This is a genomic window from Paracoccus albicereus (assembly GCF_024359525.1).
In the GTDB taxonomy this organism is placed as follows: domain Bacteria; phylum Pseudomonadota; class Alphaproteobacteria; order Rhodobacterales; family Rhodobacteraceae; genus Paracoccus; species Paracoccus albicereus.
Map to the genome: position 1 here is coordinate 180,549 of NZ_JAKZEU010000003.1, position 14,221 is coordinate 194,769.

Here is a 14,221-nt window from a genome sequence, read left to right on the forward strand (position 1 = left end):
ACAGGCCCTGCGGTCACCCGCGGGGCCTGTTTCTGTTTCAGGGTCGAGCTGTACTGCGGCGCCCTTCACCGTCTGCGCAACAGGCGGAATGCGCTGGAGGCGCCCCAGCCGGCGGCGATGGCGACGGCCAGCGACATCAGCCCGTAGAGCAGCGGCCGGTCGAAGGCGAGACGGTACAGCCAGCGCTCGATCCCGACCTTGCGAACCTCGATCGGGGCGCGGAACACGTCGATGATCCGTCCCTCGCGCAGCAGGAAGATGCGGGTCTTGTAATCACCCTCGATCAGGTTGGCGGGCAGGCGAATGTCGGCATTGAACAGCGTCTGGTCCACGACGTTCACACCGGCCTCGTCGGTCCGGTAAAGTCCGTTGCCTTCGCGCAGCCGGACCAGCGCCTCGGTGAAGGGGACCGTGTCCTCGACCGTCAGTTCACCGGCAAACGACCGCATCGCCAGCGGAACCGAGATGCGATAGCGCGTATCCCAATCCGGCTGCAGGATCTGGTCGAGCGGCCCCGAGGTCGAGACGACGTAGAAGCTGGGCGCCGCTCCGACCTCCAGCGATTCGGTGTTGATCCAGATGCCGACCTGTCGGGTCTTGCGGCGGACCGTCAGCGCCTGCGACGGTCCTTCGATCGTCACGATCACTTCGAGCGGGGGGCCGTCCGGCACCGGCGCTTCGCGTGCGACCGCACCGTAGATCAGAATGTTCGAGCCGTCGAAGCTGGCCGTGATGGACACCGCGTCGCTGGACAGGCCGGCGACCACGCGTTCGGGCGGGGCGTCCGCGTTTTCGGGCACGATGACGCGCGGGCGACCGGGATCGGGATAGGTCGGGTAGATGTCCGAGCGGGCGGCGGGCGGCGCCTCTGTCTGGTCGCGCTGCCGGGCGGCGGCGGGTGGATCGGCGACAGGCTCCTGCGCGATTGCCACAGCGGCGAACCAGAGCAGGACCCCGGCGCAGAGCGGTCCCGCCAGCCTCACACCGAGCCCGCCGCGATGGAATAGAGATCGTCGGGCCGCAGGAATAGGTCCAGCGCCAGCTTGAAGCAGACGCCAAGCACCAGAAGCGCCAGCAGGATCCGCAATTGCTCTGCCCGCAGCCTCGCGCCCAGACCGGTCCCGATCTGCGCGCCGATGACGCCGCCCACGATCAGCAGAACGGCCAGCATCAGATCGACCGTGTTGTAGCTGACCGCGTGCATCAGGGTGGTGAAGGCGGTCACGAAGGTGATCTGGAACAGCGAGGTCCCGACGACGACCTTGGTGGGCATTCCCAGCAAATAGATCATCGCAGGGACCATGATGAACCCACCGCCAACGCCCATGATCGCGGCCAGGACGCCCACGGCAAGCCCGACCAGCAGCGGCGGGATGACGCTGATATAGAGGCCCGAAGTGCGAAACTTGATCTTCCACGGCAACCGGTGGACCCACATGTGCTGATGCAGCCGCTTGCGCACGGCAGGACGGCGATGGGCAGTCAGCGCGCGCAGGCTTTCCTGCAGCATCATCAGGCCGATCAGGCCCAGGAAGACGACATAGAACAGTTGCACGACCAGATCGACCTGTCCCAGCCTTTGCAGCAAGGTGAAGAACCACACGCCGATCGCTGATCCGGCGATCCCGCCGACCAGCAGCACGCCCCCCATGCGAAAATCGACGGTGCGCCGCTTGAGATGCGCGAAGACGCCACTGACCGAGGATGCAACGACTTGGTTGGCGCCGGTTGCCACCGCGATGGGGGGAGGGATACCGATGAAGAACAGCAGAGGCGTGATCAGGAAGCCGCCACCGACACCGAAAAGGCCGCTCATCAATCCGACGACGCCGCCCACGCCGATCAGCAGGAAGGCATTGACCGCGACTTCGGCGATGGGAAGGTAGATCTGCATGTTCTGCCCGCTGCTTGACTTATCCTGCACGCGCCGCAGCGCGGCGTCAAACGCCAAGCCGTTCGGTGGTTGAAGCGGGCAGTCCGCACCGCTAACACTCTGACGGAAAGGCAGGACATTTCATGCGCATCCTTCTGACCAACGACGACGGGATCAACGCGCCGGGTCTGGCGGTGCTGGAACAGATCGCGGCCGAGATCGCCGGCGACAAGGCCGACGGCCCTGACGAGATCTGGACGCTCGCCCCCGCCTTCGAGCAATCGGGCGTCGGCCATTGCATCAGCTACGCGCATCCGACGATGGTGGCCGAACTGGGGCAGCGACGCTTCGCCGCCGAGGGCAGCCCAGCCGATTGCGTGATGGCAGCGATTTCCGACGTGATGGCCGACGCGCCGCCCGATCTGGTCCTGTCCGGTGTGAACCGGGGCAACAATGCCGGGGAAAACGTGCTCTATTCCGGCACGATCGGGGGCGCGATGGAAGCCGCGTTGCAGGACCGGCCGGCGATCGCGCTGTCGCAATATCTGGGGCCGCGGACGGCGGTGCTGGACGATCCGTTCGAGGCCGCGCGTCAGCATGGCGCGCGGGTGATCCGCCAGCTTCTGGAACAGGCGGACTGGACCAACGACGCCGACTTCCGGTTGTTCTACAACGTCAATTTTCCGCCCGTTCCCGCGTCCGAGGTGCAGGGCATCCGCGTTGCGCCGCAAGGGCTGCGCACCGGATCGCGCTTTTCGATGAAGCCCTATCAGGCGCCGAACGGGCGGCGCTATCTGTGGGTCGCGGGTGGCAAACAGGACGCCGAGGCGACGCCTGGCAGCGATGTCGCGCTGAACATGGCGGGATACATCACGGTGACGCCCATGCGGGCTGACCTGACCTGCCACGCCTCGCTGCCCGATCTGGCGGAGGCGCTGGACCAGGGATGAATGCGGGCCCGGGCGACGTGGACGATGATGGCGCCGGCGAAGAGGCCGAGCGCAAGATGCGCTTCCTGTTTCAGCTACGCCAGCGCGGTGTGACAGAACCCGCGGTCCTGGCCGCGATGGAGAAGATCGACCGCGGCGAATTCGTGCGCGGCCAGTTCTCGGATCGCGCCTACGAGGACACGCCGCTGCCGATCCCCTGCGGGCAGACGATCAGCCAGCCATCGGTCGTCGGCCTGATGACACAGGCATTGGAGGTCGGACCCCGTGACACCGTTCTGGAGATCGGCACCGGTTCGGGCTATCAGGCCGCGGTGCTGGCCGGGCTTTGCCGGCGGATCTACACCGTCGATCGGCATCGCAGGCTGGTGACCGAGGCCGAGGCCCTGTTTCGCAGACTCGGACTGACCAACATCACGGCGCAGGTCGCGGACGGGTCGCGCGGACTGCCCGAACAGGCGCCTTTCGACCGCATCATCGTGACCGCCGCGGCCGAGGATGCGCCCGGCCCGCTCTTGGCGCAGTTGAAGATCGGCGGTATCATGGTGGTGCCCGTGGGGCAGTCGGATGCGGTCCAGACCCTGATCCGCGTCAGGCGCCACGAGGGCGGTTTCGACTATGACGAACTGCGCCAGGTGCGGTTCGTGCCGCTGGTCGAGGGGTTGGGACAGACATGACCCCCGAACGGCGGCAGGCAGCGAGGGCGGTGACATGAGATTGCGGATTTTGGGGGCCTCGGCCCTGATGATGGGACTGGCCTCCTGCGGCGCGAACGGGACCTTCGATCCGGATTTGCGCGGTCTGATGGGTGGCCCGACGACGGCGGACGCGGCCGGACGGGCAGCACCCCGGCCCGCGCCCGATGCGCGGGGCGTGATCACCTTTCCCAATGCGCAGGTCGCGGTCGCGCGGCAGGGCGACAGCGTCGCCACCATCGCGGCTCGGCTGGGGATCGGCGCGGCGGAATTGGCAAGCCACAACGCGATCGACGCCAATGCGGTATTGCAGGAGGGCGCGATCGTCGCCCTGCCCCGCAGGATTCCGGCGGGCGCACCGGGACCTTCCGGCCAGGTCAGCACCACCGGGCAGGTCACCGATCCCTTCGCGGGCCAGAGCGCGGCCAGCGCCCCGGCGGCCGGAACGAGCAGCGCAACCCCGCGTGAGCATGTGGTGCAACCGGGTGAGACCGCCTGGTCCATCGCACGCCGCTACAGCGTCGGGATCAACGATCTGGCTGCCTGGAACGGCTTGCCGGACAACATGGCGATCCGGACCGGCCAACGCCTTCTGGTGCCGGTCCCGGGCCAACAGCCCCCGTCAGAGACCCAGGCGGTCAGTGCGCCCGGAACGGGGACGCGGACGCCGCAGCCGCCCTCGGCCGCGCGACCGCTTCCCGAAGAGACGACGCAGCCCGCATCGACCCCGGTCGAGCGTCCGGACGGTCCCGATCTGGGCGATACGCGGACCGCTGCGTCGGGTTCGGGTCAATTGCGGATGCCCGTCAACGGGGCGATCATCCGACCCTACGAAAAGGGCCGAAATGAAGGGATCGACATTTCGGCTCCGCAGGGAACCTCGGTCAGCGCCGCCGGTGCGGGGCGGGTTGCGGCAATCACCCGCGATACCGACGGGGTGCCGATCGTCGTGATCCGCCATGACGGCGATCTGATGACGGTCTATGCGGGGCTCAACGACCTGACCGTCGCCAAGGGTGACAGCGTCACCAGCGGCCAGAAGCTGGGCACCGCCACCGCGGCCGGCGTGGTCCATTTCGAGGTCCGGCGCGGCTTCGACAGCACCGACCCCGAAGCCTTCTTCTGAGCGCGAGGCACAAACGCAAACGCCGCCGGTCGAGACCGGCGGCGCTGCATGATTTTCGTTTGTCTCAGAAGCGGTCCATCTGATCTTCGATCGCGGCCGCGACTTCACGGCGGATCACCGCGCGCAGGTTCCGCGCAAAGCGGGTCCCAAGCTCCCCATGCAGCTCTTCACCGATGATCTCGCGGACGAGCGCGCGCATCGCCGGATCGTCCACAATGTCCTCGACCGTCGGAAAGGACGGCTCTGGCAGGGTCCGGACCGGCGCCGGCGCACTGAAGACCGGCCCCTGGACTGGCATCGTCGGCAAGGGGGTGCCGGTCTCAACCAAGGCCGGCGCTTCCGGGGTCACGGCTGCAGGGTCCGGAACGGGCCGCATTTCGGCCGGTGCCCGCGCGGCCAGAGGACGGCCCCGGATCGCGCTGGCTAGCCGCAAGGCGAGGCTCGGATACGGGTCCATTACCGGAGCCGGAGGCGTGGTGATGATCGATGCCGCGTCCGACCTGTCGCGGTCGGGATCGACCTGGTTTTCCAGAGACGGCGGCTGGGCAGTGTTCGCGGACCCGGCCGCTTCGACCGATGGCTCCGGCGTCTCGACGACGTGCTGTTGACGAGCGATGGCGTCGAATTGCTCGGCGAAGTCGTCCTCATCCTCGAACAAGCTTGCGCGAAGTTTAGGGGCATCCTGAAGGTCGGTCGCGATGCGCGGGGCCAGTGCATCGATATCGAAGAAGGGGACCGGCGCCGGCTGGATCTCCGCTGTTTCGGTCGCGACCACCGCCGCAGGTTCTGGCGCAGCCGGATCCGGCGTGACCTTGACCGAGATCTCGTCCCGCGACGGTTTCCAGGCGCGCCATGGTGCCGGCGTGTCACTCACGCCAGCAGGATCATCAGTGCCCGAGGATGAAGGGACCCGATCCGCAGCCTCCAGGCGCAGGACTGTAGGCTCGACCACTCGGAACCGCGAGGAAAAGGTCCACGACGGCGCGTCGTCACCCGACGAGGCCGTGGCTTCATCGTCCTGATCCGAGACGGCCGGAATGACATTTGTGAAGGTATCGTCCTGCATCCCGCGGCGTGGCGAACGCAGGACGGGCTCGGCGCGACGATGGGCTGACACGAGATCGCGGGCCAGCGCGGCATTGCCGCCAAAGCGGCGGGCCAGCGCGTCTTCGCGGCTGAGTGAAACGGGATCAGTCACACCGCCCTCGCCCAGTTTGGCGACCCGCGCCGCGGCGTTGGCGCGGGCAGCGCCGATCGCTTCATCTTCTGCGATCAGGCGGCGGATCGAAGACAGGACGTCACCGATGTCTTCCGAAAGGCGGGCGGCAGCGTTGGGGCGGGCCATGTCATTCATGGCAGCCATCCACGAAGGATGCGTCAGTTCCCGTCGCGGCCGAGCGCGCGCAGGACCCTATCGAGATTTTCGCCCTGCTTGCTGGTGAAGGGCGCGTCACGGACCGCATTGTAGTATTCGGAAGGGTCATAGGTCGGGATCCCGAGTTGAAGGTTTTCTACCGTCAACAGACCCATAGCAGCCAATAGTTGATAATGTGCTAACTGAAGATTGGCGAGAGCGGTGATCCGGTCCGCCCGCGCCTCCAGCAGCGATTGTTCGGCGTCAAGCACGTCCAGCGTGGTTCGCGCACCCAGCTGCGCCTCTTCGCGGACACCATCGTAGGCTTGCTGGGCGGCGCTGATCTGCTGTTCGATCGCACTGATCTGCGCCCGCGCGACGTCGATATTCGCCCAGGACGTACCGACCAACTGACTGATCTGCCGTGACGTATCCAGAAGCAGCGCACGAACCTGATCGCGCTGCGCCATCGCCTGGCGATGCGCCGCCGGCAGCCTGCCGCCCGAATAGATCGTTTGCGACAGTTCCAGACCGACGACCGCGCCTTGCGACGTCGAGTAACCGCCGCCAAGCTGGTTGCGCGAACGGTCGACCTGCAGACCCGCAGTGCCGTTCAGCGTCGGATTGCGCTCGGCCGCGGCGGCGGCGACACCCAGTTCGGCGGCCGCAGCCTGCCGTTGAACCTGCAGGATCGCGGGGTGGGATCGCTGCGCGATGGTCCGTGCTCCGTCCAGCGTCGCCGGAAGGTCCGGCAAGGGCGGTGGAGCATCCAGGGAATCGGGCGGCGCGCCGGTGGCGGTGCGGTAATTCTCGCGCGCGATTTCAAGCTGGCCTTGGGCGGTTGCCAGCGTCGCGCGTACGGCTGCAAGCCGCGCTTCGGCCAGCGCAACGTCGGTCCGGGTGATCTCGCCCACGTCGAAGCGGTCCAGCGCAGCCTGGCGTTCCTGTCCGATCACGCGCAGCGAACTTTGCTGCAGATCGACCTGCTGCAGCGCGCTGCGCACGTCGAAGAAAGCCTGCACGGCGTTAAAGAGAACGTCCTGTTCGACCGCGACCAGATTCTCGCGCGTGGCCAGAACAGTCTCCTTGGCGATGTCGATCGCCAGCGCGCTGCGGCCCCAGTCCCAAAGCGTCATCTGCGCCCTGAGCGCGATCGTTGCACTATGCGCGTTGAGACCGTCGAGATTGCTGGTGAAGCCGTAATCCGCGACCCAGTTCAGCACCGGGCGCAGACGGGCGACGGCGGCTGCGACATCTTCATCGGCGGCACGCAGGACGGCACGGTTCTGATCCATCAGCGCGGAATGGCGATAGGCCGCGACCATCGTGTCGGCAAGAGATTCCGCATAGGATGCAGGCGCTGTGAGGGAGAGCGCCGCAGCGGCCGTCGCCGCACGCAAGAGGGCTGAAAGCCGCTTCATAGCGCGAATCCTCGCTGACGCTGAAAGCCCGGAAGAAGCGGAGCATGGGCGTTGAAGGCGTAGCGCCAGTTGACGCGACCGTTCAGTTTGCGGCCAATGCGCGCGATGCCAAGGCCGCCTTCGACGAACAGCGCACCGATCCGGCCGCCATCCTTCAACTGCTCGACCAGCGCATCGGGCACGGTTTCGACGGCGCCGCCGCCGATCAGAATGACATCGTAAGGCCCCTGCCCGGCGCAGCCTTCGACCAGCGAACCCTGCAGGACGGCCACGTTGTCGACACCTGCCGTCGCCAGGCGCTGCTCTGCCTCGGCCGCCATCGTCTCGTCCTCCTCCAGCGCCACGACCGCCTCGGCCATCCGCGCGATGACCGCAGCGGCGTAGCCCAGACCGCATCCCACATCGAGCACCAGATCGTTGCGCTGGATGTCCAAACCGTCGACAAACTTGGCCAGCGTGCGCGGTTCTAGAAGGACGCGCCCCTGTCCCAGGGGTAGGTTCTCGCCGGAATAGGCGATGGCGCGGCGCGAGTCGGGAACGAAATCTTCGCGTGGGATGGCAAGCATCGCCTCGATCACCGGATAGCGTGTCACGTCGTTGGGACGGACCTGTGTATCCACCATCATCGTGCGACGCGCGGCGAAATCGGCCATGACGTAACTCTTCCATGTGTAATCTGCGCCGGTATTGCCACGATTTGCCTCGCTGGGCAACGCCGCTCGGGCCTTCACGATCCCGTCTTGCAGCGTCCTGCCCGATCCTCTATCCCTTCCCCACTCGACGCGTGGCGCCGTTAGCGGGGTGGGTTGGCGGAGAGGTTACGCACCGGATTGCAAATCCGTGAAGACCGGTTCGATTCCGGTACCCACCTCCACGCCACATCCCTCAGCATCATGCGCGCTGCGATATCCCTGACCAAAGGTCTTGCAGGACGACGCAGCGTCTCGCCCGGCAGTCCAAATGGGGCTAGGTTCTGTCTGGGGCGACTGTCGCCTCAGTCGAGGAGGAGCACATGACTGCCTATCTGATCGCCAACGTGAAGGTGACCGACGATTCCTGGGTTCCGGATTACGCCGCAAAAGTTCACGACATCGCAGCAAAGCATGGCGGCAGGTACCTGTCGCGCAGCGGCGCAATCGACACGCTGGAGGGTGACGCGCCCGACCTGTCGCTGATCGCGTTGATCCAGTTTCCCGACAAGGCATCGGCCCGCGGCTTCGCAGAGGACCCCGATTATGCGCCGTTTATCGAGGCACGACAGGCGGGTAGCGAAAGCCAGTTCGTGTTGATCGATGACACCGATCTGGCGGGTGCCATCCCGTATCTGTCGAAGGGCTGAGGATGGCGGTCCCGCGACGGCCCCGCCGCGCGGGCAATAGCCTGTCCTTCTTCTATGGTATTGCTACCCGCTTGGCAGAGGCGGGATTGCAACTGCGCAATCTTGTGCTGCCCGACGATGCTTGGCGCGAAAGGTTGGTGCCACCGGATGCCGACATCCCGCGGCGCCCGGTCTGGCTGCACGCAGCGTCGGTCGGCGAGGTGAACTCGGCACGGATGTTGATCGACGCGCTTGCCGGTGATCCCGGCGTGCTGGTGACGACCAACAGTCTGACCGGACGCGCGACCGCGCGCGAAGCGGGTTGGCCCGCGCGCCTCGCCCCGTTCGATGCACCGGGCGCGACCGCACGGTTTATTTCACGCGCTCAGCCAAGCGTGCAGGTCACCGTCGAGGGTGAGTTCTGGCCCAACCGCGCTCGGGCGCTTCGGGCGGCTTCCGTGCCGCAGGTTGTGATCGGCGCGCGGATGTCGGAACGGTCGGCCCGCCGCTGGTCCAAGATGCCGGGACTGATCGAACCGGTGCTTTCGGGGATCACGGCACTTTCAGCGCAGGACGCCGGCAGCGAGTCCCGGCTGATCGCGCTTGGCCTTGACCCGAATGCCTTGATGGGACGCATGGATCTGAAGCTGATCGGTCCCGCAATGGTGAAGCCGTCGGATCACGGGCCGGATCGCGATCGGACGATTCTTGCCGCATCGACCCATGCGGGCGAGGAAGACATCGTGATCGACGCCTTTACCGCTGCCAGGCGGGACAAGCCCGAACTGCGCCTGATCCTTGCGCCCCGCCATCCCGAACGCGGCGACGCGGTGGCGGGACTGCTTCAGGCGCGCGGGCTGCCGGTCGCGCGACGCAGCCTTGGCGCCACATTGGATCAGGCCGCACCGATCCTGCTGGCCGACACGCTGGGAGAGATGGCGCTATGGTACGCGGCGGCGGGCACCTGTTTCACCGGCGGCTCGCTGATCGATCACGGCGGGCATACGCCGTGGGAGCCGGCTGCCCACAATTGCGCGATCCTTCACGGACCCCACGTTGGCAATGCCGCTGAAGCCTATGACGCGCTCGACAGGGCCGGCGCCTCACATGGGGTGACGGCAGAGACACTGGGCTTCGAGCTGTCGCGACTTGGCGGCGATTCCGCTGCGACAAGGCGCGCAGGGCAGCTGGCACGGCAGGTGCTGGACCAGCGTGCTGGCGATCCCGCGCCTCTTCTCGCGCGCATCCGTGCGCTTGCGCGCAACAGATCACGCGCCCATATTTGACGGGCTCAGGAAGACGGAAACGGGTAGATGATCCGGTACAGGTTGCGCTGTGGCGATGGCCATGATTTCGACGGTTGGTTCCGATCGTCGGAAGCATACGAGCAGCAGCGAGACGCCGGCGACATCGCCTGCATGCATTGCGCATCGACGGACGTCGAGAAAAGTCCGATGGCGCCAGCCGTCTCGGGCGAGGCTAAGGATGCAGGCGGCATCCCCGCACTGTCGCCTGCCGATCAGGTCATGGCCAGTCTGCGCAAGCTTCGTCGCGAGGTCGAAAAGAATTCGGATTACGTCGGTGACCGGTTTGCGACGGAAGCTCGGGCCATGCACGAGGGCGAGAAACCGCATCGCTCCATCCACGGCGAAGCGAAGCCCGAAGATGCGAAACAGCTGATCGAAGACGGCGTGCCGATCGCCCCCCTGCCCTTCGCGCCGCGTCGAAAGGTCAACTGACCGCCCCCCTTGCCCTTGGCGAGCGGCACCCATAAAAGCCCCGCGGACGCAGTCAACCCGGTGCTGGAGGCCCCCGCGATGCCGCTGCTGGTGATGAAATTCGGCGGCACTTCCGTGGCCGATCTCGACCGGATCCGGAACGCCGCGGCTAAGGTCAAGCGCGAGGTCGAGCGTGGCTATGACGTCATCGTCATCGTCAGCGCGATGTCGGGAAAGACGAACGAGCTGGTCGGCTGGGTCGAGCAGACCGGCACCTTCTTCGACGCACGCGAATACGATGCCGTCGTCAGTTCGGGCGAGAACGTGACGGCCGGGCTGATGGCGCTGACCTTGCAGGAAATGGACGTGCCGGCGCGCAGCTGGCAGGGCTGGCAGGTGCCGATTCATACGACCGCACAGCATTCGGCCGCGCGTTTCGTGGATATTCCGCGCAAGAACCTCGACCAGAAGTTCGGCGAAGGATTCAAGGTCGCCGTCGTCGCAGGCTTTCAGGGACTTGCGCCCGACAACCGGATCACGACGCTGGGGCGCGGTGGGTCGGACACGACGGCCGTCGCCTTCGCCGCCGCCTTTCAGGCGGAACGCTGCGACATCTATACCGACGTGGACGGCATCTATACGACCGATCCACGGATCACCTCGAAGGCGCGGAAGCTGGACAAGATCGCGTTTGAGGAGATGCTGGAACTTGCCAGTCTCGGCGCGAAGGTGCTGCAGACCCGCAGCGTAGAGCTGGCCATGCGCAACAGGGTGCGCCTGCGGGTGCTGTCTTCGTTCGAGGACACCGACGAGACCTCGGGCACGCTGGTCTGTGATGAGGATGAGATCATGGAATCGAAAGTCGTCAACGGCGTCGCCTATTCGCGCGAAGAGGCCAAGATCACGCTGGTCACGGTCGAGGACCGGCCCGGCATCTCGGCCGCGATCTTCGCGCCGCTGGCCGAAGCCGGCGTGAACGTGGACATGATCGTCCAGAACATTTCCGAAAAGGACTACGACGATCATCCGGGATCGGTCACAGACATGACCTTCTCCGTTCCGGTCGCGCAGGTCGAACGCGCCAAGAAGGCGATGGAGGAGGCGCGGCAATCGGGCGCCATTTCCTACGACGAACTGGTCGTCGACACCGAGGTCGCCAAGGTCAGTGTGGTCGGGATCGGCATGCGCAGCCATGCCGGCGTCGCCGCGCGCATGTTCAAGGCGCTTGCCGACGAGAACATCAACATCAAGGTCATCTCGACGAGCGAGATCAAGATTTCGGTGCTGATCGACCGCAAATACATGGAATTGGCGGTTCAGGCGCTGCATGATGCCTTTGAGCTGCACAAGGCCTGAACCCATCCGCAGGCGGCCTGCGACGGGACACGGGAACCTCGCGCAGAATGCTGCCAGGTCGATCCGGGGGAGTGATGGCGGAACGCAAGGACAGTGATTCGCGCAAGCTGCTGAGGCGGCTGCGCGACACGCTCGCAGCGCCTGGCGGCGGCCAGGACAGGCTGGATCAGATCACCCATCACATCGCCGATTCGATGGGTACCGACGTCTGCTCGATCTATCTGTTCCGTGATGCCGACACGTTGGAACTGTGCGCGACCGAGGGGCTGAATGCCGAAGCCGTGCATCAGACGCGCCTGCGACTTGGCGAGGGCCTGGTGGGCCGCGTCGCCCGAACCGGCCGACCCATCAACACCGCCGATGCGCCGGGTGAGCCCGGCTTCCGGTTCATGCCCGAGACCGGCGAGGAAGTGTTTCCGTCCTTCCTTGGCGTGCCGATCCAGCGTGTAGGCGAAAGGCTTGGCGTGCTGGTCGTGCAGTCCCGCGAAGCGCGATTGTTCAGCGAGGATGAAAGCTACGGTCTGGAAGTCGTGGCGATGGTGCTGGCCGAAATGACCGAGCTTGGCGCTTTCCTGGGCGCCGGCGACGACACGATGCCGAAGTCGCACCGTTTCCCGGTGCTGATCCGCGGCCTGACCGGTCAGGAGGGCGCGACCGAGGGCCACGTCTGGCTGCATGAACCGCGCGTGGTGATCGCGAACCCGGTCGGCGACAATCCCAAGCGCGAAAAGGCGCGCCTGAACGAGGCGGTCGAGGCGTTGCGCTCGACCGTCGACCGGATGCTCGCCAATGCGGAGATGAGCGCCGAGGGCGAACATGTCGCGGTCCTTGAAACCTACCGCATGTTCGCCAATTCACGCTCGTGGCTGAGGCGGATGGAAGAGGACATCGATCTGGGCCTGTCGGCCGAGGCGGCGGTCGAAAAGGAACAGAGCCAGGCGCGCGCCCGATTGGAAAGCGCTGCCGATCCGTATCTGCGCGACCGCCTGCACGATCTCGACGATCTGTCCAATCGGTTGCTGCGATTGCTGACAGGACAGGGCGCCGATACCGGGGCCGAGATGCCGGAAGACCCGATTCTGGTGGCACGCAACATCGGCCCCGCCGAATTGCTGGACTACGGGCGGCGTCTGAAGGGCGTTGTCCTGGAAGAAGGCAGCGTCGGCAGCCACGCCGCAATCGTCGCGCGGGCCTTGGCGATTCCCTTGGTGATTCACGCCACGCGGATCACGACCGAGGCGCTGAACGGGGATCCGGTTCTGCTGGACGGCGATCAGGGCCTTGTTCATCTGCGTCCCGAGGAAAGCGTCGCCATCGCCTTTCGCGACAAGGTCGCGATGCAGGCCGAAGCGCAAAGTCGCTATGCCGATCTGCGCGGACTTCCCGCCGTCGGCACCTGCGGCACGCGGGTCGAACTTTACATGAATGCTGGCCTGATGGCCGACCTGCCCTCCCTCGAGGGGTCGGGTGCGGAGGGCGTGGGCCTGTTCCGCACCGAGCTTCAGTTCCTGATCCGAAGCCACGTTCCCCGGCGGGGTGAACTGGCGGGGCTCTATGCGCGGGTGATGGACAACGCCAAGGGCAAGCCGGTGCATTTCCGCACGCTCGACATCGGATCGGACAAGGTGCTGCCCTACATGAAGCCGCAGGATGAGCCCAACCCTGCGATGGGCTGGCGCGCGATCCGGGTCGGGCTGGACAAGCGTGGCATCCTGCGGATGCAGCTGCAGGCGCTGATCCGTGCCGCTGTCGGGCGGCCGTTGCATGTCATGTTTCCGTTCATCGCGGACATGGGCGAATACGAAGACGCCTACCGCATCCTGATGCAGGAACTGTCGCGCGAACAGAAGCTGGGTCGCGAGATGCCCAGCGACATCCGTGTGGGTGCGATGCTGGAAACGCCGTCGCTGGCGTTTGCGCCCAAACGCTTCTTCGAGATGTGCGATTTCATCTCGATCGGCGGCAACGATCTGAAGCAGTTCTTCTATGCTGCCGACCGAGAGAACGAGCGCGTCCGGCGTCGTTACGACACGCTGAACACGCCGTTCCTGAACCTCATCCAGCAGATCGTTCAGCGCTGCGAAGACGCGCGCGTGCCCCTGTCCTTCTGCGGCGAGGATGCGGGCAGGCCGATCGAGGCTCTGACCCTGGCGGCACTCGGCGTGCGTCGTCTTTCCATGCGCCCGGCGTCGATTGGACCCGTGAAGCACCTGATCCGCCGCGTGTCGATCAGCGAGCTGCGCCAGGTGATCGATCAGGCTATGGCCGAAGGCAAGACGAGCCTGCGCGGCCCGGTGACGGACTGGCTGGCACGCCAGTAGGTCGCAGCCGCATGCAGGCGACATTCCGCCTCAATCCAACCGTCAGAGCGCTAAGAAGCGTTGCCGCATCCTCGGCGGGTTCCTAGGGTCGA

General features: G+C 66.0%; 13 protein-coding genes and 1 tRNA gene. 9 read left to right on the forward strand and 5 right to left on the reverse strand.

Going from position 1 to position 14,221, the window contains the following annotated elements:
• Positions 1–65 precede the first annotated feature (65 nt).
• Together MLD63_RS09695 and MLD63_RS09700 are read right to left on the reverse strand one after the other, a co-directional pair.
• Positions 66–983 (reverse strand): TIGR02186 family protein, encoded by a 918-nt coding sequence (locus MLD63_RS09695; protein WP_369697001.1) that lies wholly within the window; start codon positions 981–983, stop codon positions 66–68.
• Positions 980–1,894, reverse strand: a complete 915-nt coding sequence (locus MLD63_RS09700; protein WP_255329706.1) for a sulfite exporter TauE/SafE family protein — start codon at positions 1,892–1,894, stop codon at positions 980–982. The genes MLD63_RS09695 and MLD63_RS09700 overlap by 4 nt, the downstream gene beginning before the upstream one ends.
• A gap of 122 nt (positions 1,895–2,016) precedes the next feature.
• Here MLD63_RS09700 and surE point away from each other — a divergent pair, with 122 nt between their 5' ends.
• The 3 genes from surE to MLD63_RS09715 are packed head-to-tail and all read left to right on the forward strand — an operon-like array spanning position 2,017 to position 4,641.
• Entirely contained in the window at positions 2,017–2,823 is an 807-nt protein-coding gene (gene surE, locus MLD63_RS09705; RefSeq protein ID WP_255329707.1) for a 5'/3'-nucleotidase SurE, read from the forward strand.
• Positions 2,820–3,497 (forward strand): protein-L-isoaspartate(D-aspartate) O-methyltransferase, encoded by a 678-nt coding sequence (locus MLD63_RS09710; protein WP_255329708.1) that lies wholly within the window; start codon positions 2,820–2,822, stop codon positions 3,495–3,497. The genes surE and MLD63_RS09710 overlap by 4 nt, the downstream gene beginning before the upstream one ends.
• Before the next feature lie 34 nt (positions 3,498–3,531).
• On the forward strand, positions 3,532–4,641 hold the full coding sequence (locus MLD63_RS09715) for a LysM peptidoglycan-binding domain-containing protein (RefSeq protein ID WP_255329709.1): 1,110 nt from the start codon (positions 3,532–3,534) through the stop codon (positions 4,639–4,641).
• A 64-nt stretch (positions 4,642–4,705) separates the two neighbouring features.
• Here the strand turns inward: MLD63_RS09715 and MLD63_RS09720 are convergent, their stop codons facing one another.
• The 3 genes from MLD63_RS09720 to MLD63_RS09730 are packed head-to-tail and all read right to left on the reverse strand — an operon-like array spanning position 4,706 to position 8,069.
• Positions 4,706–5,986: a hypothetical protein gene (locus MLD63_RS09720; RefSeq protein WP_255329710.1), complete on the reverse strand. Its 1,281-nt coding sequence runs from the start codon at positions 5,984–5,986 to the stop codon at positions 4,706–4,708.
• A 32-nt stretch (positions 5,987–6,018) separates the two neighbouring features.
• Positions 6,019–7,416 carry a TolC family outer membrane protein gene (locus MLD63_RS09725; RefSeq protein ID WP_255329711.1) on the reverse strand — a complete coding sequence of 466 codons (1,398 nt, stop codon included), beginning with the start codon at positions 7,414–7,416 and terminating at the stop codon, positions 6,019–6,021.
• The gene (locus MLD63_RS09730) at positions 7,413–8,069 is read right to left on the reverse strand and encodes a protein-L-isoaspartate O-methyltransferase family protein (protein ID WP_255329712.1); all 657 of its coding nucleotides are present in this window, start codon (positions 8,067–8,069) and stop codon (positions 7,413–7,415) included. Before MLD63_RS09730 ends, MLD63_RS09725 begins: the two co-directional genes overlap by 4 nt.
• A 147-nt stretch (positions 8,070–8,216) precedes the next feature.
• On the opposite strand from MLD63_RS09730, the gene MLD63_RS09735 reads away from it, so the two are divergent.
• From MLD63_RS09735 to ptsP, 6 genes are all read left to right on the forward strand, one after another.
• Positions 8,217–8,290, forward strand: a tRNA-Cys gene (locus MLD63_RS09735).
• Between the two features lie 138 nt (positions 8,291–8,428).
• Positions 8,429–8,755 carry a DUF1330 domain-containing protein gene (locus tag MLD63_RS09740; protein ID WP_255329713.1) on the forward strand — a complete coding sequence of 109 codons (327 nt, stop codon included), beginning with the start codon at positions 8,429–8,431 and terminating at the stop codon, positions 8,753–8,755.
• Between the two features lie 2 nt (positions 8,756–8,757).
• Positions 8,758–10,020, forward strand: a complete 1,263-nt coding sequence (locus MLD63_RS09745; RefSeq protein ID WP_255329714.1) for a 3-deoxy-D-manno-octulosonic acid transferase — start codon at positions 8,758–8,760, stop codon at positions 10,018–10,020.
• Positions 10,021–10,047: 27 nt separating this feature from the next.
• The gene (locus tag MLD63_RS09750; protein WP_255329715.1) at positions 10,048–10,473 is read left to right on the forward strand and encodes a DUF1178 family protein; all 426 of its coding nucleotides are present in this window, start codon (positions 10,048–10,050) and stop codon (positions 10,471–10,473) included.
• A gap of 78 nt (positions 10,474–10,551) precedes the next feature.
• On the forward strand, positions 10,552–11,808 hold the full coding sequence (locus tag MLD63_RS09755) for an aspartate kinase (RefSeq protein ID WP_255329975.1): 1,257 nt from the start codon (positions 10,552–10,554) through the stop codon (positions 11,806–11,808).
• Positions 11,809–11,882: 74 nt separating this feature from the next.
• The gene (gene ptsP / locus MLD63_RS09760; protein ID WP_255329716.1) at positions 11,883–14,129 is read left to right on the forward strand and encodes a phosphoenolpyruvate--protein phosphotransferase; all 2,247 of its coding nucleotides are present in this window, start codon (positions 11,883–11,885) and stop codon (positions 14,127–14,129) included.
• Positions 14,130–14,221: the final 92 nt, after the last annotated feature.

Excerpts from the sequence above, each read along its gene's own strand:
- MLD63_RS09700 (WP_255329706.1), bottom strand. The coding sequence starts at position 1,894 with ATGCAGATCTACCTTCCCATCGCCGAAGTCGCGGTCAATGCCTTCCTG.
- surE (WP_255329707.1), top strand. The coding sequence starts at position 2,017 with ATGCGCATCCTTCTGACCAACGACGACGGGATCAACGCGCCGGGTCTG.
- MLD63_RS09710 (WP_255329708.1), top strand. The coding sequence starts at position 2,820 with ATGAATGCGGGCCCGGGCGACGTGGACGATGATGGCGCCGGCGAAGAG.
- MLD63_RS09715 (WP_255329709.1), top strand. The coding sequence starts at position 3,532 with ATGAGATTGCGGATTTTGGGGGCCTCGGCCCTGATGATGGGACTGGCC.
- MLD63_RS09720 (WP_255329710.1), bottom strand. The coding sequence starts at position 5,986 with ATGGCCCGCCCCAACGCTGCCGCCCGCCTTTCGGAAGACATCGGTGAC.
- MLD63_RS09725 (WP_255329711.1), bottom strand. The coding sequence starts at position 7,416 with ATGAAGCGGCTTTCAGCCCTCTTGCGTGCGGCGACGGCCGCTGCGGCG.
- MLD63_RS09730 (WP_255329712.1), bottom strand. The coding sequence starts at position 8,069 with ATGGCCGATTTCGCCGCGCGTCGCACGATGATGGTGGATACACAGGTC.
- MLD63_RS09740 (WP_255329713.1), top strand. The coding sequence starts at position 8,429 with ATGACTGCCTATCTGATCGCCAACGTGAAGGTGACCGACGATTCCTGG.
- MLD63_RS09745 (WP_255329714.1), top strand. The coding sequence starts at position 8,758 with ATGGCGGTCCCGCGACGGCCCCGCCGCGCGGGCAATAGCCTGTCCTTC.
- MLD63_RS09750 (WP_255329715.1), top strand. The coding sequence starts at position 10,048 with ATGATCCGGTACAGGTTGCGCTGTGGCGATGGCCATGATTTCGACGGT.
- MLD63_RS09755 (WP_255329975.1), top strand. The coding sequence starts at position 10,552 with ATGCCGCTGCTGGTGATGAAATTCGGCGGCACTTCCGTGGCCGATCTC.
- ptsP (WP_255329716.1), top strand. The coding sequence starts at position 11,883 with ATGGCGGAACGCAAGGACAGTGATTCGCGCAAGCTGCTGAGGCGGCTG.